Source organism: Candidatus Blochmannia vicinus, from assembly GCA_030020825.1.
In the GTDB taxonomy this organism is placed as follows: Bacteria; Pseudomonadota; Gammaproteobacteria; order Enterobacterales; family Enterobacteriaceae; genus Blochmanniella; species Blochmanniella vicinus_A.
In genome coordinates this window covers 593,944-620,524 of record CP125213.1, presented here as the reverse complement: position 1 = coordinate 620,524, position 26,581 = coordinate 593,944, and the positions used below count along the sequence as shown (strand labels likewise).

Here is a 26,581-nt window from a genome sequence, read left to right as displayed (position 1 = left end):
AATAAAGAATTTTTATACATCTTAATCTAAAAACAAATAGATGTATAATAACTCTCATTTACATATTAAAATTTAAAACCTTTTATTCATTTTTGTCTATCTAAAATAAATGCAATAATACAAAATTACTATTACATACAATAACATCTCTATCTTTTTAAGTTAATAAAGATAACCGTTTCTCTAAAATAAAATCAAGAACAAATTGTACACCATGACCTATTTTCAAATTAGTAAAAGACCATGGTAAACCCTTCCTCATAAAATTAGTATCTCTAGCCATTATTTCTAAGGATGCTCCTACGTACTCAGCTAAATCAATTTTATTAATTATTAAAAAATCTGAACGTGTAATACCCGGTCCTCCTTTTCGAGGTATTTTATCACCTGCAGCTACATCAATAACATATAAATTTAAATCTGACAATTCCGGACTAAACATAGCACTCAAATTATCTCCACCGCTTTCAATAAAAATAATATCTAAATTCTTAAATTTATATGTTAATTCTTCTATAGCTAATAAATTCATAGAAGCGTCTTCACGAATAGCAGCATGAGGACATCCTCCAGTCTCTAAACCAATAATACGATCAGCCGATAAAGCATTGGCATCTATCAAAATACGTTGATCCTCTTTAGTATAAATATCATTAGTTACTACTGCTAATTGATAATTATCTTTCATTTTTTTACATAATACTTCAAGTAACGCAGTTTTACCTGATCCCACTGGACCACCTACGCCTATACGGAATGGCGGAGTATATTTTTTACATAACAAAATACATTCCTTTTATTAAAATTAATAATCACATAACACTTAGTGTGCTATGATACAGGTATCATATTAAAATCAAGTGCTTTTAAGAACGAAATAATCGTGAATATTGTGTTTCATGACAAGAAGACGCTATAGATTGCAATAAAAAACTACTTCCTAATTCATGATCCATTATTATATCCGCCTTATTCCAAGCATTTGGAAAAAACTCCATCAAATGCCTTAACAATTTTTGAGCAGCCCTTTGCCCAAAAGGTATTAATTTCAATCCTGCCATAATAGACGATTCTAACATATTATACGCATACCCTAACGCTAAATCTTTTAAAGGAATACCCCACATACACCCTAACCATGCTATAGATGCTAAACCACTACGCTCTAAAGCTGATAACCAAATATCATCACGAGTCAGCGGATACCACTGCAATATTAATTTTATCATTGCCTGTCCACGTTGGTTTTCTTCTAATCTAAACTCACGAGTATCACGACATGATAAGATTCTTAATACACATTGAAAAAATTTAACTTCATCTCTAATTTGCGTATAATAATAACAACGCTTAAGCATAGGCCACTCCAAATGAATTAATGGCCCATCAATCCACTGCTGTTGCCATTCAGAAAAAGTTTCCACAGAATTTACCCAATTACACTCTACAGCCCACTCTAAACCTCGTGAATATGCAAATCCTCCCAAAGGAAAATTAGAACTAATCAACTGCATTAAAGATAACAATGAATTTTCACTCTGAACAATACACATAATATAATCAAAATCATAAATTATTTATATAAATATTCTTCAAATTTTAAACTATTATAAACACAATAACAAATATATATACAATTGATCATTACAACATTATGCATCACCTTCTTATATAAGATCTAAACATAATCATAAAAATAAAAAATATAATAATTAATGCTAGTTTTACTACAATAACAATCCTCTGAATAAATCTTAAAAATGGATCTATTATATCTTGAATCCATAACTTTAATCGTACAACACAACCATAATAATATAACTAAATAGTATATAAACCACATATATAACTTTATTGCTATAAAACTACAATAGTACCTACAATAATTGTTGATACTATCATAATCAAAAGAAATAAAATTTCAAGGATAAACAATAACGAAATAATATTCACTATTATATATATATTAGAACATAAGAAGCTATTATATACTAAAATAAAAAATAACGTTGCGACATAGGCAATGAAGATAAAGGTTCACAAGTTAATAATTCTCCATTTGCACGTACTTGATAAGTTTGAGGATCTACCTCAATCATTGGTTGCCAAGAATTATTAATCATATTATTTTTTTGAATGTCTCTACATTTATGAGCTTCACCAATTAAACTAACCAATTTTAAACGATTTATTAATTCTGAATTATAAGCAGCTTTAGACACAAACGTCATACGTGTCGCATGTCTTGCATTGCCATATGCTCCAAACATTAATCGATAATGTATGGGTTGTGGAGTAGGTATGGAAGCGCTAGGATCTCCCATAACAGAAGAGTTAATCATACCACCCTTAATTATTAATTCTGGTTTGACGCCAAAAAAAACAGGGGACCATAACACTAAATCCGCCAACTTTCCTATTTCAATGGAACCAACCTCATGCGAAATACCATGTGTTATTGCTGGATTAATTGTATATTTAGCAATATACCGTTTTATACGAATATTATCATTATATTTTCCATCACCTGATAATAAACCCCTTTGTAATTTCATCTTATGAGCTGTTTGCCAAGTACGTAAAATAACTTCTCCAACTCGCCCCATAGCTTGAGAATCGGAAGAAATCATAGACAAAGCTCCAAGATCATGTAAAATATCTTCAGCAGCAATAGTCTCTTTACGGATTCTAGATTCTGAAAACGCCATATCTTCAGGAAGATTAGGATTAAGATTATGACAAACCATCATCATATCTAAGTGTTCATCGATTGTATTAACAGTATAAGGCATAGTAGGATTAGTAGATGATGGTAATATATTATTAAACCCACACATACGTATGATATCTGGAGAATGTCCACCGCCTGCTCCCTCAGTATGATAAGCATGTATCGTTCTCCCTTTAATCGCAGATAAAGTATCTTCAACAAATCCTGATTCGTTTAAACTGTCAGTATGGATAGAAACTTGAATATCAAAATGATCGGCCACATTTAAACAGCAATCAATAACTGAAGGTGTTGCTCCCCAATCTTCATGAACCTTCAAACCAATAGCCCCAGCAATTATTTGTTCTTCTAAAGCTTTAGGTAAAGAGGCGCTACCTTTACCAGTAAACCCGATATTAACAGGCAAGGAATCTGCTACTTGCAGCATACGAGATAGAAACCAAGGCCCCGGAGTACAAGTTGTTGCATTACTTCCTGTTGTTGGCCCAGTACCTCCTCCAATAAATGTAGTCATTCCAGAACATAATCCCTCTTCTACTTGTTGAGGGCAAATAAAATGAACATGAGAGTCAATTCCTCCAGCAGTAACGATTTTACCTTCTGCCGCTATTACATCCGTGCCTGGTCCAATAAATATTGTTACGTCTGGCTGCACATCAGGATTTCCTGATTTCCCAATACCCGTGATGCGGCCATTATTTATACCAATATCTGCTTTTACTATCCCCCAGTAATCAATAATTATTACATTAGTCAACACTAAATCAACACAATCCTTACTACTCATTTGTCCTTGACCCATACCATCTCGTATAACTTTTCCTCCTCCAAATTTTACTTCTTCTCCATACACAGTAAAATCTTTTTCCACTTGTATCCACAAATCAGTATCAGCTAATCGTACAGAATCACCTATAGTTGGTCCGAATAAAGAAGCATATTCATGTCTAGACAATACACTACTCATAATTAATCCAACTTACCCATAATAGCTTTGCAAAATCCATAAATTTTACATACTCCTGTATATTTCACAAGCTCTACAGTTCTAGACTGCCCTGGCTCAAACCGTATTGCCGTTCCTGACGGAATATTTAAACGAAAACCACGAACAAGAACACGATTAAATTTTAAAGCAGGATTAACTTCATAAAAATGAAAATGAGAACCAATTTGTACAGGTCTATCTCCATAATTAATAACAGTTACTGAAACTCGCTGTCTTCCGACATTTAATTCTATATTACCCTCGGAAATATAGAATTCACCTGGTATCATAATAAATATACTCATTTAGCTATTATTAAATTATCGGATCATGTACCGTTACTAATTTAGTTCCATCAGTAAAAGTAGCTTCCACTTGTACATCAGTAATCATTTCAGGCACTCCCAACATAACATCGTCTCTAGTTAATACGTTCTTGCCTATATCCATTAATTCAGAGACATTTTTTCCTTCACGTGCTCCCTCTAAAATTACAGAACTAATCAATGCTATTGCTTCTGGATAATTTAATTTCAAACCTCTATTACGGCGCCTTTCTGCCAGTAATGCTGCCGTAAACAATAATAATTTATCTTTTTCACGGGGTAATAGCTTCATATATAAATTCTCTACTCATGTCGACCAAATACGAGGTATTGTAACTTCTCTTCCAATTACAAAAGGACGTATAGTATACCAAATATGACACAGCAATTTTCTTAAACATTGATTATCATTACCCAATAGTCGCACTACAAGAATATTATCCAATAATGTAGCACCTCCAACTTGAAAATATTTAACCGACGTAATAAGTTTACGAACCGTATCTAATATTTTTTCATCCGACGGAATAGCAAAAAGTAAAGCGCTCATTTTAAAGCCACCTAATTTCATAATACAATTCGACTCATTAACCTGAAATCTTTCTTGTAAACCAACAGAATTAGCCAAACAAATATTTAGAAAAATCTCTACTTCTTCTGGATAAACATAAATACCTAATGATGAATTCACAAAACATAACATTTCGAATGATATAATTCTAGATCCTTGTCCTATAATAAAAGTGGTATCTATTTTTGCCTTTGTTTTAGGAAAAAAAATACTGCTTTGAGGGACCCATTCCAAAGCAGTATTACAATCTAATGTAAATGTGTGCTTCTGAACTGCGCAAATTCCATTACTACGATAAAATTTAGAAGAACCAGGTGTCGTCAATAATGCTCTACTGCCCGATTCCAATTTAACATCCAGTGTCAATTTGTCTCCCCCAACTAATCCACCAGGAGGATGCAATAAATATACATGTGGGGTATTATCATTTTTAGAATAAAAACACTTTTTAACATAAAACGGACCAATATTCTTACATTTAGTTAGCACGCTACGACCCTTACGTAAAGCAAAATTTAACTCCAGCGCTCCTAACCAACCATCAATCAAATTCTGAGATAACTTATTATTCATTAAAAATTAAACACAAAATAATTTTAAAAGTTAAAACAAAACCCATACAAAAAATTTCTCTTACAAAAAAAACACATCCATTTTATTATGTATAACATATATACACATACTCGTTTAAATATACGTACTTTTATTTCTAAAGTAGAAATTGTATCATATAATAATAATATACTATGGATTTATATAAATAAACAATCTTTAGATACACACATTTTACAAAAAACTATAAATAACATATACTTTCACCGACACTTTCATCAACGATAAACAGACACAAACTATATAATACCTTATTATTATAATAATATACAAACATCTCAAACTATCAAATCAACAATAGAATAAACCAATTTAAATTATTAAAATCTTTAAACTTATACAAGAATATACACATTTATTCCCATTCAATAGTAGCTGGAGGTTTAGAAGAAATATCATACACTACACGAGATATTCCCTCAACCTCATTAACAATACGATTAGATACTTTATTTAAAAAATCATAAGACAAATAAGCCCATCGTGCCGTCATAAAATCAACAGTTTCCACTGCACGCAAAGAAATTACCCACTCATACTTACGCTGATCTCCTTGTATACCCACTGAATGTATCGGTAAAAAAACTGCAAAAGCCTGACTAATCTTGTAATACAAATTATCACGCTTAAGTTCCTCAATAAAAATAAAATCTACCTTTCGTAAAATATCACAATATTCTCTTCTTACCTCTCCCAAAATTCTAATAGCTAAACCAGGCCCTGGAAACGGATAACGATATACTATATTATGAGGTAATCCTAATTCTAATCCAATGCTACGAACTTCATCTTTAAATAAGTTCCTTATAGGCTCTAACAATTGAACATTCACAATACCTGAGAAACAACTCACATTATGGTGCGACTTAATTACATTTTTAAAAGAAAACAACGACACTCCAGATTCAATAACATCCGAATATATAGTACCTTGAACTAACCATTTTATAGTAGGTACCAAATTACTAATTTGTTCTTCAAAAACTTCTGTAAAAATCCTACCAATTACTCTTCTTTTTTCCTCTGGATCAACAACTCCAATTAAAGCATCTAAAAACAACTGTTCTTTTGGCACATAAATAATATCTAAACCATAATTTTTATTACAAAAATCCTTAATCCGATCAAATTCACGATGTAATAATAATCCATTGTCAATAAACATACAAATAAACTGACAACCAATGGCACGTCTCAATAATAAAGCTGTAATAAGAGAATCAATACCACCTGAAAATCCAAGCACTACTTTATCATTACCCACCTTTACACGAATATCCATAACAATATTATCGATAATATTAGCGATCTTCCATGAAGATTTACAAGAGCAAATACACATAATAAAACGCTCTAAAATATTTTTCCCTTGTTTAGTATGAGTAACTTCTGGATGAAACTGTACACCATATAATCGACGATCCTCATTAGCCATAACTGCAACTTGATGATATTTATTAATACCAATAACAGTAAAACCTTTAGGGACAGTAGTAACTATATCTCCATGACTCATCCACACATCCAGTACCGAATAACCTGTAATACTATCAACATAATCATACATATCATTTGTAAGAATACTTTCAGTAATGAGTGTTATTTGAGTACAACCAAACTCACGTTGAGTAGTTAAATGCTGTACCTCGCCACCCAACTGTTGCGACATAATCTGCATACCATAACAAATTCCAAATATAGGTATACCCAATTGAAATACAAATGCAGGAATACATGGAAAATGAAGATTAACTACACTATGAGGACCTCCCGAAAGAATAATTCCATTGGGATTAAATGCACTTATTTGAGACTCACTAATGTTCCAAGAAAAAAGTTCAGAATACACACCCAACTCACGGATTCTTCTTAATAATAATTGAGTATATTGAGATCCAAAATCTATTACTAAAATACGGTAATCACTGCATTTTATATTATGGTCTATTTTATTGTATAAAGTAACCATCTATTATCTAACCAAAATATTTAATAATTAATAGTACATCCTAAACTAAATAAATATAATAACTATTACCTATAGTACACATAATACACAAATAAATAATTATCTTAAACGATAATTAGGGGATTCTTTTGTTATAATTACATCATGTACATGACTTTCTTGCATACTAGAATGACTTACACGAATAAATTTAGTCTGTGTTCTTAAATCGCAAATAGTCATACAACCTGTTAAACCCATACAAGATCGTAAACCCCCCATTAATTGATGTACAATAGTTTCCAATTTACCTTTATAAGGAACACGTCCCTCTATACCTTCTGGAACCAATTTACAAGCGGCAACAATATCCTGTTGTTGAAAATAACGATCAGCAGATCCCTGATTCATAGCTCCTAAAGAACCCATTCCACGGTAAGTTTTAAAAGACCTACCCTGATAAAATTCTATATCTCCTGGCGATTCTTCTGTTCCTGCTAGCAACGAACCAATCATCACACAGTGAGCACCAGCGGCAATTGCTTTAGCAATATCTCCAGAAAATCTAATACCCCCATCTGCAATAATCGGAATATCTGTATTTTTTAATGCTTTTGATACATTAGAAATAGCAGTAATTTGAGGAATTCCTACACCAGTAACAATACGAGTTGTACAAATAGAACCAGGCCCAACACCAACTTTCACAGCACTAACACCAGATTTTACTAATGCTAAAGCACCATCTTTAGTAACAACATTACCTCCCACAATAGGCAAATTAGGATATAAGTTTCTAATAGCTGTAATACACTTTAAAACCCCATCTGAATGTCCATGCGAAGAATCAACTAACAATACATCTAAACCAGCATCAACTAACCCTACAACACGTTCTATACAATCACTCCCTACTCCAACAGCAGCGCCTACTCTAAGTCGTCCATAATCATCTTTACATGCATGTGGCTTACGCTCTGCTTTTTCAAAATCTTTTGCAGTAATCATACCTTTAAGACGAAACAAAGAATCAACTAATAAAATTTTTTCCACTCTCTTATCATGCATTTTGCTTAATACTATTTTTCGATTTTCTTTTTCTAATACTGTAACCAAACGCTCCTTAGGAGTCATAACAGAAGAAACACAATTTGATAAATCACTTACAAATCTAACATCACGACTTGTAACTATCCCTACTAATTCATTTGCACCCATCACAACAGGATAACCAGCAAACCCATTACGAGAAGTTAATTCTCTCACTTGTAATAAAGTTGTATCAGGAGTAACACACTGCGGATTAGCTACTATTCCACTTTCATAACGTTTAACACGACGTACCTCATTGATTTGATGCGCCAAAGACATATTTTTATGAATAAAACCTATACCGCCTTCCTGTGCTAAAGCAATAGCTAAACCTGATTCTGTTACTGTATCCATAGCCGAAGACACAATAGGAATATTCAAAGAAACAGAACTAGTTATTAAACTATCTAAAACCGTCTCTGCAGGAAGAACTTTCGAATAAGACGGCACAATAAGCACATCATCAAAAGTTAAAGCTTCTTTATCAAAAGAAAACATAAACATTATACTACACAACTTTTCAAATGGAAAACCGCATAAGCACCCAAAATAACTCAACCAAAACAAAATCAATCCAACCCACCACGACACCAATACGACACAATTTAGCAGATAGCTATATAGCTATCTGGAGAGAGGAACCCTCGTGCCCTAACGGCGTTAGTTTTATCATGAATTGTGTAATTAATCAAGTTTTAGTATGTAAGTTATTTGAAAATTAATAATTATAAATCTTGTTGAAATTGCATGTATGTTGTTGCGTAAGTATTGTTACTATGAGCACTTTTGTATAAAATATTTATGTATAGATTTGTTAGTTGATAGTAAATTTTAATTTAGTAGTTTATATGTCTTATTTAGTAATTTTAATTTTGATTGGATGTTGCTTTGTATTGTATTTAAAGTTTAATATGTAATTAAATATTGAGATATGGTATATTTAGAGAGTTATTTTTTAGATGTGTGTGTTGTTGCTGATTTTGAATTGTTTGTACTACAACAGACTTATAAAAATAAGTATGTTGATTATGGTGTTGTTAAGGTGAGATAGTGTTATTGAGTGATACAAAATGAGTAATATTGTAGTTGTGGGTAATAAACAACATCACTTAATTAAAATTGATTCTTCTGTGGATGTAGTGTTGGTTGGCGCTGGCATCATGAGCGCTACTTTTGCTATGTTTTTAACAATTCTTGAGCCAACCTGGAAAATTCATATATATGAACGTCTTGATGAACCGGCCCGAGAAAGTTCTAATGTATGGAATAATGCTGGAACTGGTCATGCAGCATTTTGTGAACTTAATTATACTCAATATGATTCTAAAGATCGTTCTTCTGTCGACATTTCAAAAGCTGTTGCTGTTAATGAAGCTTTTGAAATGTCGCGTCAGTTTTGGGCATATTTAGTACAAACAAAAGTTCTTAATAATCCAAGTTCTTTTATTAACAATGTGCCACATATGAGTTTTGTTTGGGGGGACGAGAATGTAGCTTTTTTAAAAAAACGTTTTCGAGCATTGCAAAATAGTATTTTGTTTAGTGGGATGATGTATTCTGAAGATTTGCAGCAAATTCATAAGTGGGTTCCTCTTGTTATTAATGGACGTAGCATGTCTCAAAAAGTAGCGGCTACTCGTATGGAAATGGGTACGGATATTAATTTTGGAGCACTTACTAAACAGTTATTGAGTGAGTTAAAGAAAAGTTTAAATTTTAAATTATATTTACAGCATGATGTTGATCGTATAAAACATAATTTTGATGCAACTTGGGATGTGCATATAATTGATCGACGATATAGTCAAAAAAAGTGTATTCGTGCAAGTTATGTGTTTATAGGGGCTGGAGGAAAATCAATTAGTCTTTTGCAGAATTCTGGGGTTCCGGAAGTTAGGGGGTATGCTGGATTTCCAGTAGGTGGTCAGTTTTTAGTTACAAAAAACAAGGAAATAGTCGCACAACATTTAGCAAAGGTATATGGAAAAGCACCTGTTAATACTCCTCCAATGTCGGTGCCGCATATAGATACTAGGATATTAGATGGTAATAAGGTTTTATTATTTGGTCCATTTGCTACTTTTAGCAGCAAATTTTTAAAATATGGATCATGGTTAGATTTATTTCATTCTTTAAATAAATATAATTTAATTCCAATATTTCAGGCTGGGATAGATAATTTTGATTTGTTGAAATATTTAATTGGTCAATTAATTATGTCGGATATGCAACGTATTAATGCACTTAAAGAATATTATCCGACAGTTAATCCGTCAGATTGGACTTTAGTTAAGGCAGGACAGCGCGTTCAAATTATTAAAAGGAATAATGAAAAAAGAGGTGTGTTACAATTTGGAACAGAGGTGGTTAGTTCTAATGATGGAACTTTATCAGCACTTCTTGGCGCATCTCCTGGAGCGTCTACTGTAGTTTCGATAATATTGGAACTTTTAAGTACGATGTTCAATAGTGAAATTAATAGTGATTCTTGGAAAAATAAAATTATAGCTATGATACCGTCATATACTAGTAAATTAGATGGTAATATTATTTTGCTAAATAAAATTAGACGGTATACTTGTAATGTTTTGGAATTAAATTATATGGAAGCGACAAATCGTACAAATATGGGGTATTAATAATTAGAGGATTTTGAGTATAAAATTAGCAGTATTTTTTATTATATGTATTCAATAATATTGAAAATAGTTTTTTATTTGTTAATAAATGGATTAGTGGTGTCTTTAAATTGTATGGTTAATAAAATACCTGTAATATTTAATATACGATAGAAATATTTTTTTAAATACTGTTTATAACTGTTAGGTAATTTGCTAACATGATTTCCATGAATTATCAAAGTTAATGGATTATGTTTTCCAACGTGAACATATTTGGGTTTGATTCTTCTACCATATAGCAGGGGAGGGGGGGATTTGGAAACAGCTTCATGTAGAATATTGATTAAACGCGTGGTGCTAATAGTTTTTGTAAACTGTAAATGTAGGTGTGTTTCTTTAATTGATTGAAATAATGTCTTAATACCATTACCGTACAATGCTGAAATGAAGTGTATTTTGGTAAAATTAATAAAATTTATTTTTTCGTATAGGTTTTTCTTGGTTTTTTGATGTAAATTTGAGGATATTTTATCCCATTTATTAAAAATGATTATTAATGCCTTGCCATTATTTACAATAAACCGTAATAAGTATAGATCTTGGTCAGATATACCTTGATCTACATCTCCCATAAATAACAGGATGTGCGCAGTCTTAATGATTTGAAGTGTTTTAGAAACAGAAATCTTTTCCGCTATGTCGTCTATTTTATTTCTTTTTCGTACTCCTGCTGTATCAATTAGTGTATATTTTTGTTTATTGTATATAATAGGTATATGCATGCAATTTCGAGTAGTCCCTGGTATATTACAGGTTATCATACGATCTTTTCCTAAAATATGATTAATAAAAGTAGATTTTCCGGAGTTAGGTCGTCCTACAACAGCTAACGTAATGGTAGTAGCAGGATCATTTTTTTCGTTATATGATGATGAATTTATGTATTTTTTATTAATAGTTGTATTTAAATTATTTTTAGATATATTATTTTTGCAATTAAATATATTTTTTGAAATTAGTAGAGATATATTTTCTAATAAATTATTAATTCCGTTTCCATGAATTGCAGAAATAAAGATGATATTTTTTATACCAAAAGAATAACAATCCCATCCTATATTATGGATATGATGTGGAATATTATCAATTTTATTAATAACAATAAATATAGGTTTTTTTAATTTTTTTAAAAAATTAAAAATATCATAATTTACAGATGTTGCTATAGATTGTCTATCCATAAGGAAAAGTATGATGTCAGCTTCTTGTATTGATAAAATTGTTTGATGAGTTATATAATTTTGAATATCTTCTTTTTTTATATTGCAATGTAGTCTGTCAATGCCTCCAGTGTCTATTAGAATAGATTTAAATTGTTTGCATTGAAAGTAACCATATTGACGGTCTCGAGTTAATCCTGGATAATCAGAAATTAAAGCATTATGTGTGTGTGTTAATTTATTAAATAAAGTAGATTTTCCTACATTTTTTTGTCCAATTAATGTGATAATAGGAAACATTTTTTAATCCATAACAAGAATATATATATCTATAAGTGATAATATCAGTATATTAGGCAACATAATGAAATTATCTTGTTTTTTTAGTAATTGTATATTCTATTATAGTAGAATGAGTAGAGTGATTTATAGTAATCACAATTTATGATTGTGATGTAGTTTAATAACTTGAATTTGTAAATTTCAAAAGGATTATTTATAACAGGAGATTTAGATATTTTGTGCTCTATCATGGGTTGTTAGATATTACTTTGTATTGAAACACATTCATATTATAATGTGATTACAAGAATTAAATAAATAAATAATATAGCTATATTAAAAATTAAGTAGTGTGTTTATTATTTACTTTTTATGAATGTGATTTATAAATAATATGTTTCTTAATCTTTCAATAACTTCATCGTGTTGTAATGTTTCTTTAGTGCCTAACTGTAAATTTTTTAATATAACCGTTTTTGTAAGATAATTTTTCTCATTTATGATTAATATGGTTCTTGTTTTATATTTGTTAGCAGAATGCAGTTGTCTTTTTATATTATTTTTTCCGTGGTGTACCATTAATCGTAAAGATGGCAATATTGAATGAATATGTTCAGATAGTTGTATTGAATATTTTTTAGAATTATCTCCTAAGCTAATTAAGTAGACATCAATATCGATGTATGTATTATTTTTATTTAAAAAAGAATTATTATCGATTTCTCGCATTAATAAAATCACACGTTCTAATCCTATAGAAAATCCTACAGCAGGGACTGCATCTCCTCCTAATTCCTGCACTAATTCATCGTAACGGCCACCAGCACAGATAGTTTTTTTTACTCCTAAGCTATCGGTAACCCATTCAAAAACTGTTTTGTTGTAATAATCTAAACCGCGTACTAAATATGGATTAACTGTGTATGGTATTTCTAATAGATCTAATAATTGACATAGCTCAGAAAAATGAGTACGTGAATCATTATCTAAATACTCACTTAATATGGGAGCATGAAGTAATAATTCTTTAGTTTTACTATTTTTTGTATCTAATATGCGCATGGGATTAGAGTATAAACGACGTAAATCATTATGATCTAAATTGTTTGAGTTTTTTTCTAAAAAAGTTATTAATTTTTTTCGATAATTTAATCTAGATGATAATGAGCCGATTGAATTCAATTCTAATGATAAATGATGGTTGATCCCTAATTGCTTCCAACAACGAGCAGTAATTAAAATTAATTCAACATCTATATCGGGTCCTATTTGCCCAAAAGCTTCGGCACTAAACTGATGAAATTGTCTATAACGTCCTTTTTGAGGGCGTTCATATCGGAACATTGGCCCAAGGTACCATAGACGTTGTTCTTTTTTATAAAATAAGCCGTGTTCGATACCTGCTCGCACGCATCCAGATGTTCCTTCTGGGCGTAATGTTAAGTTATTCTTATTGCGATCATCAAAGCTATACATTTCTTTTTCTATTACATCTGTCATTTCTCCAATTGAGCGTTTGAATAAATTTGTATTTTCAACAATAGGAAATCTGATTTCTTTATATCCATAACTATTTAGTATAGTTTTAAATGTATTTTCTACGTATTGCCATATAGTTATATCTTGTGGCAAACAATCATGCATGCCACGAATAGATTGGATCTTCGTATTATATTTATTCATGTATTACTCTTGAATTATTTATTTATTATGTTTGATATGGTAAGTAGCAGGATTATTTTTATTTATTGATTCCGATTTAGCTCTAATACGTCGTTCTAATTCTTCAACGATTGATACATTATCACACCTTTTTTGTTGTCGTATACCATCCTCATATATACCACTTTTATTACGTGCACCGGCGACTCCAATTGTTGATTTTACTGCTTCTCCTGGTCCATTGACTACACATCCAATAATAGATATATCCATGGGTGTTGTAATATCGCTTACTTTCTGTTCTAAAGTATTAACCACATTAATTACGTTAAATTCTTGTCGGGCGCAACCTGGACAAGCTATAAAATTAATGCCATGAGTACGAATCTTTAAGACTCTCAAAATGTCAAATGCTACCTTCACTTCTTCTATGGGATCTGCGGCTAATGATATACGTATTGTATCTCCGATCCCTTCGTGTAATAAGAAACCTAAAGCTATTGCAGATTTTACTGTGCCATTACGTAAAGCTCCTGATTCAGTAAGACCTATGTGCAATGGTTGATCTATTTTAGATGCTAATATACGGTATGCTTCTACCGTTATTAGTACGTCGGAAGATTTGACGCTGACTTTAAATTGATGGAAGTTTAATTTGTCTAAAATATCTACGTGTCTCATTGCTGATTCTAATAAAATATGTTCTGTTGGATTTCCATCATATTTTTTTTGTAAATCGCGTTCAAGAGAACCAGAGTTTATACCAATTCGAATAGGTATATTCTTATCTTGGGCACAATGTACTACAGATCGGATACGTTTATTATTTCCGATATTACCAGGATTAATACGTAAACAATCTGCTCCATACTCAGCTGCTTTTAATGCAATTCGATAATCAAAATGAATGTCTGCTATTAATGGAACATCAACTGTTTTCTGTTTAATTATTTTGAAGGCTTCAGCTGCGTCCATGGTAGGTATTGATACTCGAACGATGTCTACTCCTGCTTTTTTTAAAGCATTGATTTGTTTAACTGTTTCTAATATGTTTATAGTACGAGTGTTGACCATGGATTGCACTGCAATAGGTGCTCCATCTCCAATAGGAATATTACCAATATAAATACGTGTAGACTTTCGGCGAATAATGTTCGCGATATTATTCATAATTTCTCCAATGTTTTTATATTATTAAACTGATAAATAATGATTATGTGTATAAATATTATTTATTTATGTGTTTATTGGTCATTACTTGTACATTAAATAATTCCATTTTTTTTAAGTATATTGATTTTCCTAAATTAAAAGACCTGATTATAAACAGAAATCATATTACTAATTGTGTTGGTATTAGTTTAATGATGAATCATATTATAATTTATACGGTTAATGACTTCTCCTGTTAGCTGTCCACAAGCAGCATTAATATCTGCGCCTCTTATTTTTCTTATAATAGTTACTATGTTATATTTTAATAAAACTTTAAGAAACGAGTGAGTACGAATATGGGAGCTACATGTGTATTGTACGTTTGGAATTGGGTTCCATGGAATTAAATTAATTTTACATGGTATATCTTTAAGTTTTTTTGCTAGTTGATGGGCGTGTAAAATTTCATCATTAATATGATCTAATAATATATATTCTATCGTTACTCGTCCTTGATTAGCCTTAGTTTGTTTTAAATATTCGCGCGTTGCTTCTAATACACTATTAATATTATATTTTTTGTTAATTGGCATAATCTTGTTTCTGATGAGATCATTTGGGGCGTGTAGAGATATAGCTAGCGGTATATCAATCATATCTTTTAGTTTTGTTATGCCCGGGACAACTCCTGCAGTTGAAATAGTGATATGTCGTTTTGAAAATCCAAAACCAAGATTATCTAACATAATTTTTATTGCAGATACCACGTTAATAATGTTTAGTAATGGTTCTCCCATTCCCATAAATACTATGTTAGTAATAGGAGGATTATTTTTTATTTTAATGTGTTTATTTAGAGCAATGATTTTTGATATTCTCCAAATTTGACCAATAATTTCTGATACATTTAAATTTCTGTTAAATCCTTGCTTTGCTGTTCCACAAAAACTACATCCTAAAGGACACCCAATTTGCGATGAAATACATAATGTGGTTCGTATATTTTCAGGAATATAAACTGTTTCTATTTGTTGTTGACCAACTTTCATTGCCCATTTAATCGTTCCATCTGAAGATAGTTGTTTTTTTGTAATTATTGGTGCGCGAATTTCTGCTATTTGATTTAATTTTATTTTTAAAGATGTACTTAAATTTGTCATTTGATTGAAATCATCACAATAGTAGTGGTATATCCATCTCATTATTTGATGAGAACGGAAAGGTTTTTCACCTAATTTGGAGAAAAAAATTGTTAATTCTTCTTTGTTCATATTAAGTAAATTAATTTTTTTTATACACATTAAATATATCTCTAACGATTATTTTTATAAAAATTTATATTGATTATTAATTTAATGTCAAACTAGGATGGGAGCAACATAAGATTAATTAAATTATAATTTGTTGGTTTTATGTTTTTAAAAAATTTATTTGTATTTTTTATGTTTAATACCATTATTATCAGTTAATTTTGGTGCTTAAAACTGTGTTCTGTATATAATTTTACAATTGTTCAATTTTGATTATTTGTAGTACAGTGTTTATAAGTGTGTATTTTCATGTATTAAAGAAATAATGAATTTCACGCATAGCTGATTTCTTAGAATCTGATCCATGAATAGCATTTTTAGTACAATCATAACCATAGTCAGATCTAATAGTTCCTGCTAACGCATGCTTTGGATTAGTGGCCCCCATTATTTCTCTACTTCGTTGTATTGAATTATTACCTGATAGTATTTGTACAAATATTGGGCCAGAAATCATAAAATTTATTAAGCTTTCAAAAAAATATTTTTTTTGATGTTCACAATAAAACTCAGAAGCTTGTATACACGTTAGTGTTAGTATCTTAGCTTCTATAACAGAAAGACCAGCAGTTTCAAATCTACTAATTATAGATCCTATTATATTTTTCGCAATCGCATCAGGTTTTATAATCGATAGTGTATGTTCTTTAAAAATCATAAAACTCCCTGTCAGTTTTTATTTTAAGGTGATATAATACAAGTATACAAAACAAAAATTTTAGTATCAATGTATGTTTGGTAGAAAATCTACTTAGTTAATGGTAATATTAAAGGTTAAATTTTAAAGTAGAAACATGCCAGTTTAACATATTGTATAATGTTTTTATAAAATTTTTATTAACCTAATTATACAACTAAGATATTCATATTAGTAATTCTTATTATTTATAATTAATATTTATGAAATATTTGTAATTTACATTAAATAACTATAAATAATTAATATTTAAGCCATAATTAGTTATTTGAAATATTTAATAATAAAAGTATATAAAAATAAGAACTTGAAAGTACAGAAGATTTTTAAAAATTATTTGTTATTTATATACGTAAATAACGTTAATAACATTCCTAATTTTTTTTTTTATATATATATTGTTATTTTAATAATTGCGTGTTTGAGAATAAATTAATTATTTTTTAGTATTATCAACTCTTATAACAGGTTTATCATTGCGTTTAATTTAACAACAGTAGCGACAATGTGATGAATAGCGTATTCTATTTCTTCTTCAGTTGTAAATCGTCCTAAAGAAAATCTGATTGAATTATATGCTAGTTCATTATTTCTCCCTAAAGCTTGTAACACGTGTGATGGATTTAAAGTACCAGAGGCGCAAGCAGATCCAGAGGATAATGCAAAATCTTTTAATGCTATCATTAGCGTTTCTCCGTCGATATGACTAAAACTAATATTTAATAATGTACCTATACTATGATCTAAATCACCATTAATCAATACTCCTTCAATTTGTTGTAATCCTTTCCATAAACGGTTTCTCATTTTTTTTAAATAAATCATTTCTGTTGTCATATTTTCTTCAGCTAAACGATATGCTTCGGCCATTCCGACAATTTGATGAACTGGCAATGTTCCAGAACGTATACCATACTCATGTCCTCCGCCATGTATTTGAGCAGTAATATCAATTTTTGGATGTCTATCTCTTCGAACGTACAAGCCACCGATACCTTTTGGCCCGTATAATTTATGTCCATTGAAAGACATTAAATCTACTGGTAATACAGATAGATCAATATGCAATTTTCCAACGCTTTGCGTTGCATCTACATGAAATATTATGTCGTTTAGACGACATAATTTACCAATTTTTGTGATGTCTTGAATGATTCCGATTTCATTATTTACATGCATAATAGATAATAAGATTGTATCCTCACGGAGAGCATTACTGATTTGATTAAAATTAATTAATCCGCTGGGTTGTGGAATTACGCGGGTAATTTTAAATCCTTTATTTTCAAGATATTGACAGGTATCTAAGACTGATTTATGTTCTGTCATACTTGTAATAATATGTTTACCTTTTTTATGATTAGCTTGAGCTATTCCTTTAATAGCTAAATTTACTGATTCAGTAGCGCCTGAAGTAAAAATTATTTCGTTTGATTCAGCTCCTATTAACCGAGCAATTTGTTTACGAGCTACATCTACAGCTTCTTCTGCTTTCCATCCATAATAATGAGAACGAGAAGACGGGTTACCAAATATTCCGTCTAGGGTAAAATATTGTGTCATTTTTTCTACTACTCTGGGGTCTACCGGAGTAGTAGCAGCATAATCAAAATATATTGGTAACTTCATCTAATAATGCTCCAAAAATAAAAATTTTGTTTTGATATACAAATAAAATTATAGCAGTCATTTTGATTTATATAATAGATTAATTATATGTATATAAATATATATTTGTTTTACTTGGAATGTATATTCCATGTCAGAAACGTTATTCTATATGAAATTATTATTCATTACTATATAAAGCAATAAAACCTGCTTTTTTTTATTTTTATTTTGTAAGTGATTTAATTTAGGTATATATACATATGTATTCGACTATTTAATTGAAAAAGATATGCGTATTGTGTTGTACTAAGGTTACTAGTCATTTGAATTAATTGATTTAAGAGATGTTATTTTTAATAAAATATAACAAAATATTGTGCTAAATATTTAGTGTACTTTTATATAAAAATAAATGATTAAAGTATTTGTTGTTTAAAATGATAGTAAAAAATTTATTATTTAAGATAATACTGCTAGTGAAAATAACAAGTATTATTTTTAATAGTAGACATGTAAACGATTATATATTGATATATATATTGTAGTATTATGTTGTTATCAGTTTATTTTCATAAAAGATTTAATTTTAATTAAGTTAAAAAAATAAAATTGGTGATTTTTATATCATTTTGAGATTTATATATAAATAAACAATATAATAATTAAATACATATATAAACTATATATTTAAAATGAAATAAATATTCTTATTTATAGTTTTTAAAGATTTTTAGTGATTATATATTTAAGATGTATTGTATAACGAGCAGATAATGTAATGTCTGTTTTTTTGAACAACATAGTTAGTTCAATATATAATAATGTATATTATAATTATTTTTTAATTTATGACGAATTACTGGATGAATAATTTATGCATCCGATGTTGAATATTGCCATTCAAGCTATAAGAAAAGCTGGAGACTTTGTTGTTAAACAATATGAATTTTTAGATAAAAATAGTATACGCTCAAATTATATAAATGATTTGATTTATAAAATAAATGAAAAATCATATAATATTATTGCGACAATTATTCGGAGATTTTATCCATTACATACTATTGTAACTACATGGCATGATCATAATATCAATTGTGATAATATATATTGCAAGAAGGGTATTCGTTGGATAATTGGATCTATAGATAGTGATATTAATTTTATTAAGCAATTTCCTTTTTTTGCCTTATCTATTTCTGTTTTTTTTAAAGAGCATATTGAGATAGGAGTGATATATGACCCAATCCATAATGAACTATTTAGTGCTTGTCGTGGAAAAGGAGCTCAGCTTAATGGTTATCGGATTCGTGTAGGTACCGCTAAGAATTTAAACGGAGCTATTATTGCTATATCTTGTGTTTGTGAAAAACATCATGTGGTTATTAATTTTTTAAATAAATTTAATAATAAATACATATATTTTCGGTATACTGGGGCGACAGTATTAGATTTAGCTTATGTTGCAGTTGGACGTGTAGATGGATGTGTTGCTATTTTTTTAAAAAATATTAATAATGAAAAATTGGCTAGTGGCGCTTTAATTATTCGTGAATCGGGAGGATTAATTGTTGATTTTACAGGGACTGATAATTACTTATTATTTGGAAATATAATCGCGGGTAATACAAAGATAATTCGGACTATTTTGCCAATAGTTCAATCATCTGGAATAGATGATTGAACTAAGTATTAATGAAAAATATTTATTGATGTCAAAAATAACTTTTATACAATATAAAAGAATGTCAGTTAGGGTGATTTTATTTAGTTAATTTTTATAATGTTAACTATATATAGGATGCTGAGAACAAATGAGTGAGACTTTATTTTTTATAGACGAAATAACTCCAGCATCATCAATATGGTCTAGTATATCACAAATCCACTGAGATAATTTTTTTACGTCGTTTTCATTTAAACCACGTCTGGTTATTGCCGGTGTACCAATACGTATGCCAGATGTAATGAAAGGATTTCTATAATCATTAGGTATGCTGTTTTTGTTAACAATAATGTTGGCACGTTCTAAGACTGTGCTAGCATCTTTTCCGGTGATATTCTTGTTTCTTAAATCTAACAAAAATAGATGATTATGAGTTATACCAGAAACTACTTCAAATTTGCGTAGTAAGAATTCTTTAACCATTATTTTAGCGTGGTCAACAACTTTTTGTTGATATAACTTAAAGGATGGATCCATTGCTTCTTTTAAGGCAATCGCTTTAGCTGCAATAACATGCATTAATGGACCTCCTTGAGAACCAGGAAAAACTGACGCATCTAGTTTTTTATAAAATTCTGCATCACTTCCACTAGCCAAAATTAAACCGCCTCTTGGTCCTGCTAATGTTTTATGAGTAGTAGCAGTTACTACATGTGCATGGGGTAGTGGATTTGGATATATACCTGCTGCAACTAATCCTGCAATATGGGCCATATCAATAAATAGATATGCTTGAACAGCATCGGCAATTTGCCGCATTTTAGACCAATTTATAATACCGGAGTATGCAGAAAATCCTCCTATAATCATTTTTGGCTTATGTATCGTAGCTAAATTATATAATTCTTCGTAATTAATGCACCCAGTTTCATCGACACCATAAAATATAGATTTATATAATTTTCCTGAAAAGTTTACTGATGAACCATGTGTTAAATGTCCTCCGTGGTTTAAGTGCATACCTAAAATAGTATCTCCAGGATGTAATAAGGCGTTGTAAACAGAGAAATTAGCTTGAGATCCAGAGTGCGGTTGTATATTTGCATAGTCTGCAGAAAATAATTTTTTTGCACGATCAATGCCCAATTGTTCGATCATATCAATATATTTGCATCCGCCATAGTAACGTTTACTTGGATATCCTTCAGCATATTTATTGGTAAGCTGGGAACCTTGTATTTTCATGACTTGTGGGCTGACATAATTTTCAGATGCAATTAATTCAATATGTTCTTCTTGTCGAGAGATTTCTTGTTTCATTATTTCCCATAATTCAATATCATAATTTGTATATACTGACATAATAATCGCCTATATTTTGTATGAAAATAGTAACTTTATACTATAAAGTAATATTTTAAAAATTTTTTAATTAAGTAAATAATTGTAAATTATTAATTCTTTTTAAGATTAAATCATTCCTAAATTTATTTTTATAAAGTATTATTAAATATTAAATAATGTTTTAATAAATAGACATTTTTGTTAGTACTTGTATTTAGAGTTTTATATATACAATTCCATTAAATATTTGTTTTTGATAATATCAAAAACTATTTTTGTTTTATTTAAACATATAAGCATATTATGCTTATATGTTTATTTGAGTTCTTGGATATATGATTACGTTATAATATACTGTTATATTAAAGTAATTTGTTGTTATATCATATACATGATTAACTAATAATAAATAGGTTATGTCTATCCATATAGATCGATTAGTTTTTTAATTTTTTGAATTATTTTCATGATGGGATTGAAGTGCGGCGTCGATGTTTAAAAAATTTATTTAATTGCGAAGCACATTCTTTTTCCAATATTCCAGTGGTTAGAGATATATGATGATTAACCATTGGATGATGGAGTATATTTTTTAACCAGGGGGTTCCTCTAGATTTTTTGTTTTTTGCGCCACAAACTAATCGATGAATACGAGCGTGAATTATTGCTCCAATGCACATCATGCATGGTTCTAAAGTAACATAAAGGGTAGTACCTAATAAGCGATAATTACCTAAAATTTTTCCTCCTATGCGTAATGCTATAATTTCTGCATGAGCACTGGGATCGTGACAAATAATAGAAGAATTCCAGCCACAACTTATAAGTTGCCCATTTTGAATTAAAACCGCTCCTACTGATATTTCTCCAATAATTTCAGCATAGGCAGCTAATGTAATAGCATGACGCATCCATATAGTATCCATATCTTCTATTTCATACATATATTTTTATTCACGCATAACAAGAATTTTATAATGCGTAATTGTGGAGTAATTTGTTATCTATATTTAGATATTAATATTTTATTTTAATAAAATAAAAAATAATTTTTAATTACAGAAATCGTTGATGTCCATATTATTTATATTTAATTAAAAATTTTTAGGTTTTATTAGTATAAAGAATGTGATGGTAATAATTATATGTATAGTTTATTTATTAGTACTTAATTTATCGCTCAAATACTACGAGCGCGCATGCATATAAATTGGTATCAGATAAGGTAATATGCATTTTTTTTAATGATAATTTATTAGCTAACAGTGCTGCATATGAAAACAAATGCAACATTGGTTTTCCTAATTTATCGTTAAATATTTCAATTTGACTAAATGTTACTCCTTGATTGATTCCAGTTCCAAATGCCTTAGCTACCGCTTCTTTTGCAGCAAAACGTTTCGCTAAGAAACGTACAGGATGTTTTTTGTTTTGATATATTTTCCATTCTGATTGGCTAAGTATGCGTTTAGCTAATTTGTCTCCGCTATGTGTTATTATTTTTTTAATTTTGATAATATCGACGATATCTATGCCAATTCCGTGAATCACTATTAACCTCTTCTTGATTTTTGTAATAATGTTTTCATATCTTTAATGGCTTTAGATAATCCACAGAAAATTGATCGGCTAATGATAGAATGTCCTATATTTAATTCTTGTATTCCTGGCAACATTGCAATAGGCTGTACATTGTGATAACCAAGACCATGCCCAGCATTGACTTTTAAACCATTATCTACAGCAAATTGTACGCTTTTTTTAATACGTTTATATTCTATATTTTTAGTTGTTTGATCTCTAGCATCAGAATACATACCAGTATGTATTTCTATGTAGGGTACTCCTATATTATATGCAGCATTAATTTGTTGTTCATCTGGATCGATGAATAGTGAAACTCTAATTCCAGAATCAATAAGCTTAAATATTATATCCTGTAATTTATTTGATTTATTAATTATATTTAAACCACCTTCAGTTGTCAGTTCTTGACGTCTTTCAGGCACTAAGCAACAATAATGTGGTTTTAACTTACATGCTATATTAATCATTTCATTTGTTGCTGCTATTTCTAAGTTCATAGCTGTTTGTATAGTTTTACGTAACATTTCGACATCTCGATCTGTGATGTGGCGACGATCTTCTCTTAAATGTACAGTAATACTGTCTGCTCCTGATTGTTCTGCAATAAATGCAGCATGTATAGGATCGGGATATGCAGTATTTCTTGCATTGCGTAGTGTTGCAATATGATCAATATTTACTCCTAATAATAAATTAGACATTATGTATACACTCTTAAGTTTAGTATTTGTATTCTTATCCAGTATGAACATTCATGTTCATACTGGATAAGAATACAATGTGTTTATAAATTGATCCATTTGAGTACAAATATAATATATAATAATTATTATTTTTCAAGATTTGTAAATTTTTATATTGAGTGATTAATTTTTAAACGATTTTTTAGGATTTACTATTACTTTGCAATAATGAATGTTAATTTTTCCAAAATTTATTAATGTAAAATACATCTACATAATACCATAAATATTATAGTGCCGCATAATTTAGACAGGTATTCTTCTTTGTTAAAGATGAAACAATGTGGTGTTATTAAAGATAATAATAATTTAGTAATTCATTCGTACATATGAATGATATTATTGTTAACAGTTTATTGCTATAATCATATAATATTCAAATTTTAATAGGTTTATAAATTAAGTAGTATTTAATACTATTGTGTATGTGTGCATGATAATACAATAAAAAGAGTGGTAATTATGTATGTAATGATTCGTACAAATATTTTTAAAGCTTATAATATATTTCTTTTGAATAGATTTCATTTGTTTATTGGCTAAATTTATTAGTATGAAGATATTTTGTATCTAAATATATTCTAGTAGTCTTATTTAGTGTATTTATTTACATCATATTCTAATATCTCTAGAGTTTTTTTTGCTGCATCTTGTTCAGCTCTACGTCGGCTAGAACCGGATCCGATGACTGGTTGTGTTAATTCGTTAATTTGACAATTTATGGTAAAAATTTGATTATGTGCCTCTCCGACTATTTGATTAACCCAATATACAGGTAACGGTAAACGACGATGTTGCATATATTCTTGCAGACGAGTTTTTGGATCTTTTTGTTTATCACAAGGATTCATTTGATTTAAACGAACTTGATACCAATTAGTAATTAATACTTCAATAGTTTGAATATTACTGTCCAAAAATATACTACCTATTATTGCTTCAACTGTATTAGCTAGAATAGATTCACGATGATATCCGCCATTTTTTAGCTCACCTTGACCTAATTGCAAATAATCTCCTAGGTTGAATTCTCGTGCTAAAGTTGCTAGAGTATTTTCACGTACTAAATTCGCACGCATTCTACTCATATCTCCTTCGCTAATATGAGGAAATTTATGATATAATATGTTGGTGATGATATAATTTAATATAGCGTCCCCTAAAAACTCTAATCTTTCGTTATGTTGATTACTAGAACTTCTATGGGTTAGTGCTTGTAATAATAAATTATATTGAGTAAAAATATAACCAAGTTTTTTTTGAAGCGAATTAACTGACATAATGTTTATAGGTTACATATTACATGTTATATATATAATATAATAAAAGTTAATTATAAAAACTTTTATTTATTTTGTTACCTTTCTAATAGGAGAAATATCTAATTTATTTATTATTAGAAGAAGATATATTAATCTTATTGTATCTTTCCTATTCTATTTATTTGTATGCTAATTGGCCATATTCCTTCTTCTTGTTTTTTTAAATTCATCCAAATTATTGTTGCTTTTCCTACTATGTTACGCTCAGGTACAAATCCCCAGTAACGACTATCTGCGCTGTTATCTCTATTATCTCCCATTACAAAATATTCATTTGTGGGTACTAACCATTCAGATATTAAGTGTTTTGTATGTTGGTTATACATTTTTATTAGGTTTTGATCACCAGGAGGTATCATTGTTAAAATATTATGTTCTATTCCATTGAATGATTCTGTAGCCTGGATTAACCGAATGCCATTTAAATTTTTTTTCTGGGATTTTGTTTTAATAAAAGAAGAATTGACCTTTCCATTTACGTCACTGTTAAATATTTGAATAAAATTACTGGGGGCAATGTTATTGTAAATAATTGGTAATGGTTGTATGTACTGAATATCATTGATATAATTAGGATATATTGTTAATTGCTTAGTAATGATATTATAAATTACTTTGTCTCCTGGTTCTCCAATTACCCGTTTAATATAGTTTAGCGTAGTATTTTTAGGATACTTAAATACTATTACGTCTCCACGTTTTGGGTGTCCAGTATTAATTAATGTTTTTTGAGTCAGAGGATTTTTAATACCATATATAAATTTTTTTACTAAAATAAAATCTCCTATTAATAAAGTTGGCATCATGGATCCAGAAGGTATCCGGAATGGCTCAAAAATAAATGATCGTATTATAAACACTAATAATAATATTGGAAAAAGTGAGGATATAAATTCAGAGATTTTTGAAAAGTATGAAATTATTAATGAATAAGTGTTTTTTGATTGTTGATAAATATTATTTGATTTTTGAAAAAATATTTTTTTATGCTGATAATGATTATATATCATTGTATATAGTTGTTTTATTCCCCAGAAAATACCTGATATTCCTGTAATAATTACTAAGACTAAAGAAAATGTGCTAATCATAT

Annotated in this window: 22 protein-coding genes and 1 pseudogene; 3 read left to right on the top strand and 20 right to left on the bottom strand. The window is 29.4% G+C overall.

Annotation, left to right across the window (positions count from 1 at the left end; genetic code table 11):
• Positions 1 to 157 precede the first annotated feature (157 nt).
• From ureG to guaB, 8 genes are all read right to left on the bottom strand, one after another.
• On the bottom strand, positions 158 to 784 hold the full coding sequence (gene ureG / locus QMA81_02650) for an urease accessory protein UreG (protein ID WHL25179.1): 627 nt from the start codon (positions 782 to 784) through the stop codon (positions 158 to 160).
• 82 nt (positions 785 to 866) lie between these two features.
• Positions 867 to 1,553: an urease accessory UreF family protein gene (locus QMA81_02645; GenBank protein ID WHL25178.1), complete on the bottom strand. Its 687-nt coding sequence runs from the start codon at positions 1,551 to 1,553 to the stop codon at positions 867 to 869.
• Between the two features lie 438 nt (positions 1,554 to 1,991).
• Positions 1,992 to 3,698: an urease subunit alpha gene (gene ureC, locus QMA81_02640; GenBank protein ID WHL25177.1), complete on the bottom strand. Its 1,707-nt coding sequence runs from the start codon at positions 3,696 to 3,698 to the stop codon at positions 1,992 to 1,994.
• A gap of 2 nt (positions 3,699 to 3,700) precedes the next feature.
• Positions 3,701 to 4,009, bottom strand: coding sequence for an urease subunit beta (locus tag QMA81_02635; protein ID WHL25176.1), 309 nt, complete (start codon positions 4,007 to 4,009; stop codon positions 3,701 to 3,703).
• Between the two features lie 25 nt (positions 4,010 to 4,034).
• Entirely contained in the window at positions 4,035 to 4,337 is a 303-nt protein-coding gene (locus QMA81_02630) for an urease subunit gamma (protein ID WHL25175.1), read from the bottom strand.
• Between the two features lie 15 nt (positions 4,338 to 4,352).
• Positions 4,353 to 5,189, bottom strand: a complete 837-nt coding sequence (locus QMA81_02625) for an urease accessory protein UreD (GenBank protein WHL25174.1) — start codon at positions 5,187 to 5,189, stop codon at positions 4,353 to 4,355.
• Between the two features lie 394 nt (positions 5,190 to 5,583).
• A complete protein-coding gene (guaA, locus tag QMA81_02620; GenBank protein ID WHL25173.1) occupies positions 5,584 to 7,197 on the bottom strand; it encodes a glutamine-hydrolyzing GMP synthase in 1,614 nt (537 codons plus the stop codon).
• A gap of 99 nt (positions 7,198 to 7,296) precedes the next feature.
• On the bottom strand, positions 7,297 to 8,766 hold the full coding sequence (guaB, locus tag QMA81_02615) for an IMP dehydrogenase (protein ID WHL25172.1): 1,470 nt from the start codon (positions 8,764 to 8,766) through the stop codon (positions 7,297 to 7,299).
• 26 nt (positions 8,767 to 8,792) lie between these two features.
• Here guaB and QMA81_02610 point away from each other — a divergent pair, with 26 nt between their 5' ends.
• Both QMA81_02610 and mqo read left to right on the top strand, forming a co-directional pair.
• Positions 8,793 to 8,990 carry a hypothetical protein gene (locus tag QMA81_02610; GenBank protein ID WHL25171.1) on the top strand — a complete coding sequence of 66 codons (198 nt, stop codon included), beginning with the start codon at positions 8,793 to 8,795 and terminating at the stop codon, positions 8,988 to 8,990.
• Between the two features lie 348 nt (positions 8,991 to 9,338).
• Positions 9,339 to 10,907 carry a malate dehydrogenase (quinone) gene (gene mqo / locus QMA81_02605; protein ID WHL25170.1) on the top strand — a complete coding sequence of 523 codons (1,569 nt, stop codon included), beginning with the start codon at positions 9,339 to 9,341 and terminating at the stop codon, positions 10,905 to 10,907.
• Positions 10,908 to 10,981: 74 nt separating this feature from the next.
• Here the strand turns inward: mqo and der are convergent, their stop codons facing one another.
• The 6 genes from der to QMA81_02575 form a co-directional block, all read right to left on the bottom strand.
• Positions 10,982 to 12,409: a ribosome biogenesis GTPase Der gene (gene der / locus QMA81_02600; GenBank protein WHL25169.1), complete on the bottom strand. Its 1,428-nt coding sequence runs from the start codon at positions 12,407 to 12,409 to the stop codon at positions 10,982 to 10,984.
• A 345-nt stretch (positions 12,410 to 12,754) separates the two neighbouring features.
• The gene (gene hisS / locus QMA81_02595; protein ID WHL25168.1) at positions 12,755 to 14,074 is read right to left on the bottom strand and encodes a histidine--tRNA ligase; all 1,320 of its coding nucleotides are present in this window, start codon (positions 14,072 to 14,074) and stop codon (positions 12,755 to 12,757) included.
• An 18-nt stretch (positions 14,075 to 14,092) separates the two neighbouring features.
• Positions 14,093 to 15,223, bottom strand: a complete 1,131-nt coding sequence (gene ispG, locus QMA81_02590; GenBank protein ID WHL25167.1) for a flavodoxin-dependent (E)-4-hydroxy-3-methylbut-2-enyl-diphosphate synthase — start codon at positions 15,221 to 15,223, stop codon at positions 14,093 to 14,095.
• 191 nt (positions 15,224 to 15,414) lie between these two features.
• A complete protein-coding gene (gene rlmN / locus QMA81_02585; protein WHL25166.1) occupies positions 15,415 to 16,509 on the bottom strand; it encodes a 23S rRNA (adenine(2503)-C(2))-methyltransferase RlmN in 1,095 nt (364 codons plus the stop codon).
• Between the two features lie 256 nt (positions 16,510 to 16,765).
• Positions 16,766 to 17,176, bottom strand: coding sequence for a nucleoside-diphosphate kinase (ndk, locus tag QMA81_02580; protein ID WHL25165.1), 411 nt, complete (start codon positions 17,174 to 17,176; stop codon positions 16,766 to 16,768).
• A gap of 498 nt (positions 17,177 to 17,674) precedes the next feature.
• Positions 17,675 to 18,844, bottom strand: a complete 1,170-nt coding sequence (locus tag QMA81_02575; GenBank protein ID WHL25164.1) for an IscS subfamily cysteine desulfurase — start codon at positions 18,842 to 18,844, stop codon at positions 17,675 to 17,677.
• 856 nt (positions 18,845 to 19,700) lie between these two features.
• Here QMA81_02575 and QMA81_02570 point away from each other — a divergent pair.
• Positions 19,701 to 20,510: an inositol monophosphatase family protein gene (locus QMA81_02570; protein WHL25163.1), complete on the top strand. Its 810-nt coding sequence runs from the start codon at positions 19,701 to 19,703 to the stop codon at positions 20,508 to 20,510.
• A gap of 102 nt (positions 20,511 to 20,612) precedes the next feature.
• Here the strand turns inward: QMA81_02570 and glyA are convergent, their stop codons facing one another.
• From glyA to lepB, 6 genes and pseudogenes are all read right to left on the bottom strand, one after another.
• On the bottom strand, positions 20,613 to 21,854 hold the full coding sequence (gene glyA, locus QMA81_02565; GenBank protein ID WHL25162.1) for a serine hydroxymethyltransferase: 1,242 nt from the start codon (positions 21,852 to 21,854) through the stop codon (positions 20,613 to 20,615).
• Between the two features lie 446 nt (positions 21,855 to 22,300).
• Positions 22,301 to 22,780 (bottom strand): tRNA adenosine(34) deaminase TadA, encoded by a 480-nt coding sequence (gene tadA / locus QMA81_02560; GenBank protein WHL25161.1) that lies wholly within the window; start codon positions 22,778 to 22,780, stop codon positions 22,301 to 22,303.
• 229 nt (positions 22,781 to 23,009) lie between these two features.
• Positions 23,010 to 23,390: pseudogene (gene acpS, locus QMA81_02555) on the bottom strand (holo-ACP synthase).
• Positions 23,390 to 24,124: a pyridoxine 5'-phosphate synthase gene (gene pdxJ / locus QMA81_02550; GenBank protein ID WHL25160.1), complete on the bottom strand. Its 735-nt coding sequence runs from the start codon at positions 24,122 to 24,124 to the stop codon at positions 23,390 to 23,392. The pseudogene acpS and the gene pdxJ overlap by 1 nt, the downstream one beginning before the upstream one ends.
• 632 nt (positions 24,125 to 24,756) lie before the next feature.
• Positions 24,757 to 25,446 carry a ribonuclease III gene (rnc, locus tag QMA81_02545; GenBank protein WHL25159.1) on the bottom strand — a complete coding sequence of 230 codons (690 nt, stop codon included), beginning with the start codon at positions 25,444 to 25,446 and terminating at the stop codon, positions 24,757 to 24,759.
• A gap of 137 nt (positions 25,447 to 25,583) precedes the next feature.
• Entirely contained in the window at positions 25,584 to 26,579 is a 996-nt protein-coding gene (gene lepB, locus QMA81_02540; GenBank protein ID WHL25158.1) for a signal peptidase I, read from the bottom strand.
• Positions 26,580 to 26,581 lie beyond the last annotated feature (2 nt).

What these genes read in the sequence shown, in the direction of transcription:
- QMA81_02645 (WHL25178.1), bottom strand. Translation starts at nt 1,553, where the DNA reads ATGTGTATTGTTCAGAGTGAAAATTCATTGTTATCTTTAATGCAGTTG.
- ureC (WHL25177.1), bottom strand. Translation starts at nt 3,698, where the DNA reads ATGAGTAGTGTATTGTCTAGACATGAATATGCTTCTTTATTCGGACCA.
- QMA81_02635 (WHL25176.1), bottom strand. Translation starts at nt 4,009, where the DNA reads ATGATACCAGGTGAATTCTATATTTCCGAGGGTAATATAGAATTAAAT.
- QMA81_02630 (WHL25175.1), bottom strand. Translation starts at nt 4,337, where the DNA reads ATGAAGCTATTACCCCGTGAAAAAGATAAATTATTATTGTTTACGGCA.
- QMA81_02625 (WHL25174.1), bottom strand. Translation starts at nt 5,189, where the DNA reads ATGAATAATAAGTTATCTCAGAATTTGATTGATGGTTGGTTAGGAGCG.
- guaA (WHL25173.1), bottom strand. Translation starts at nt 7,197, where the DNA reads ATGGTTACTTTATACAATAAAATAGACCATAATATAAAATGCAGTGAT.
- guaB (WHL25172.1), bottom strand. Translation starts at nt 8,766, where the DNA reads ATGTTTTCTTTTGATAAAGAAGCTTTAACTTTTGATGATGTGCTTATT.
- QMA81_02610 (WHL25171.1), top strand. Translation starts at nt 8,793, where the DNA reads ATGGAAAACCGCATAAGCACCCAAAATAACTCAACCAAAACAAAATCA.
- mqo (WHL25170.1), top strand. Translation starts at nt 9,339, where the DNA reads ATGAGTAATATTGTAGTTGTGGGTAATAAACAACATCACTTAATTAAA.
- der (WHL25169.1), bottom strand. Translation starts at nt 12,409, where the DNA reads ATGTTTCCTATTATCACATTAATTGGACAAAAAAATGTAGGAAAATCT.
- hisS (WHL25168.1), bottom strand. Translation starts at nt 14,074, where the DNA reads ATGAATAAATATAATACGAAGATCCAATCTATTCGTGGCATGCATGAT.
- ispG (WHL25167.1), bottom strand. Translation starts at nt 15,223, where the DNA reads ATGAATAATATCGCGAACATTATTCGCCGAAAGTCTACACGTATTTAT.
- rlmN (WHL25166.1), bottom strand. Translation starts at nt 16,509, where the DNA reads ATGTGTATAAAAAAAATTAATTTACTTAATATGAACAAAGAAGAATTA.
- ndk (WHL25165.1), bottom strand. Translation starts at nt 17,176, where the DNA reads ATGATTTTTAAAGAACATACACTATCGATTATAAAACCTGATGCGATT.
- QMA81_02575 (WHL25164.1), bottom strand. Translation starts at nt 18,844, where the DNA reads ATGAAGTTACCAATATATTTTGATTATGCTGCTACTACTCCGGTAGAC.
- QMA81_02570 (WHL25163.1), top strand. Translation starts at nt 19,701, where the DNA reads ATGCATCCGATGTTGAATATTGCCATTCAAGCTATAAGAAAAGCTGGA.
- glyA (WHL25162.1), bottom strand. Translation starts at nt 21,854, where the DNA reads ATGTCAGTATATACAAATTATGATATTGAATTATGGGAAATAATGAAA.
- tadA (WHL25161.1), bottom strand. Translation starts at nt 22,780, where the DNA reads ATGTATGAAATAGAAGATATGGATACTATATGGATGCGTCATGCTATT.
- pdxJ (WHL25160.1), bottom strand. Translation starts at nt 24,124, where the DNA reads ATGTCTAATTTATTATTAGGAGTAAATATTGATCATATTGCAACACTA.
- rnc (WHL25159.1), bottom strand. Translation starts at nt 25,446, where the DNA reads ATGTCAGTTAATTCGCTTCAAAAAAAACTTGGTTATATTTTTACTCAA.
- lepB (WHL25158.1), bottom strand. Translation starts at nt 26,579, where the DNA reads ATGATTAGCACATTTTCTTTAGTCTTAGTAATTATTACAGGAATATCA.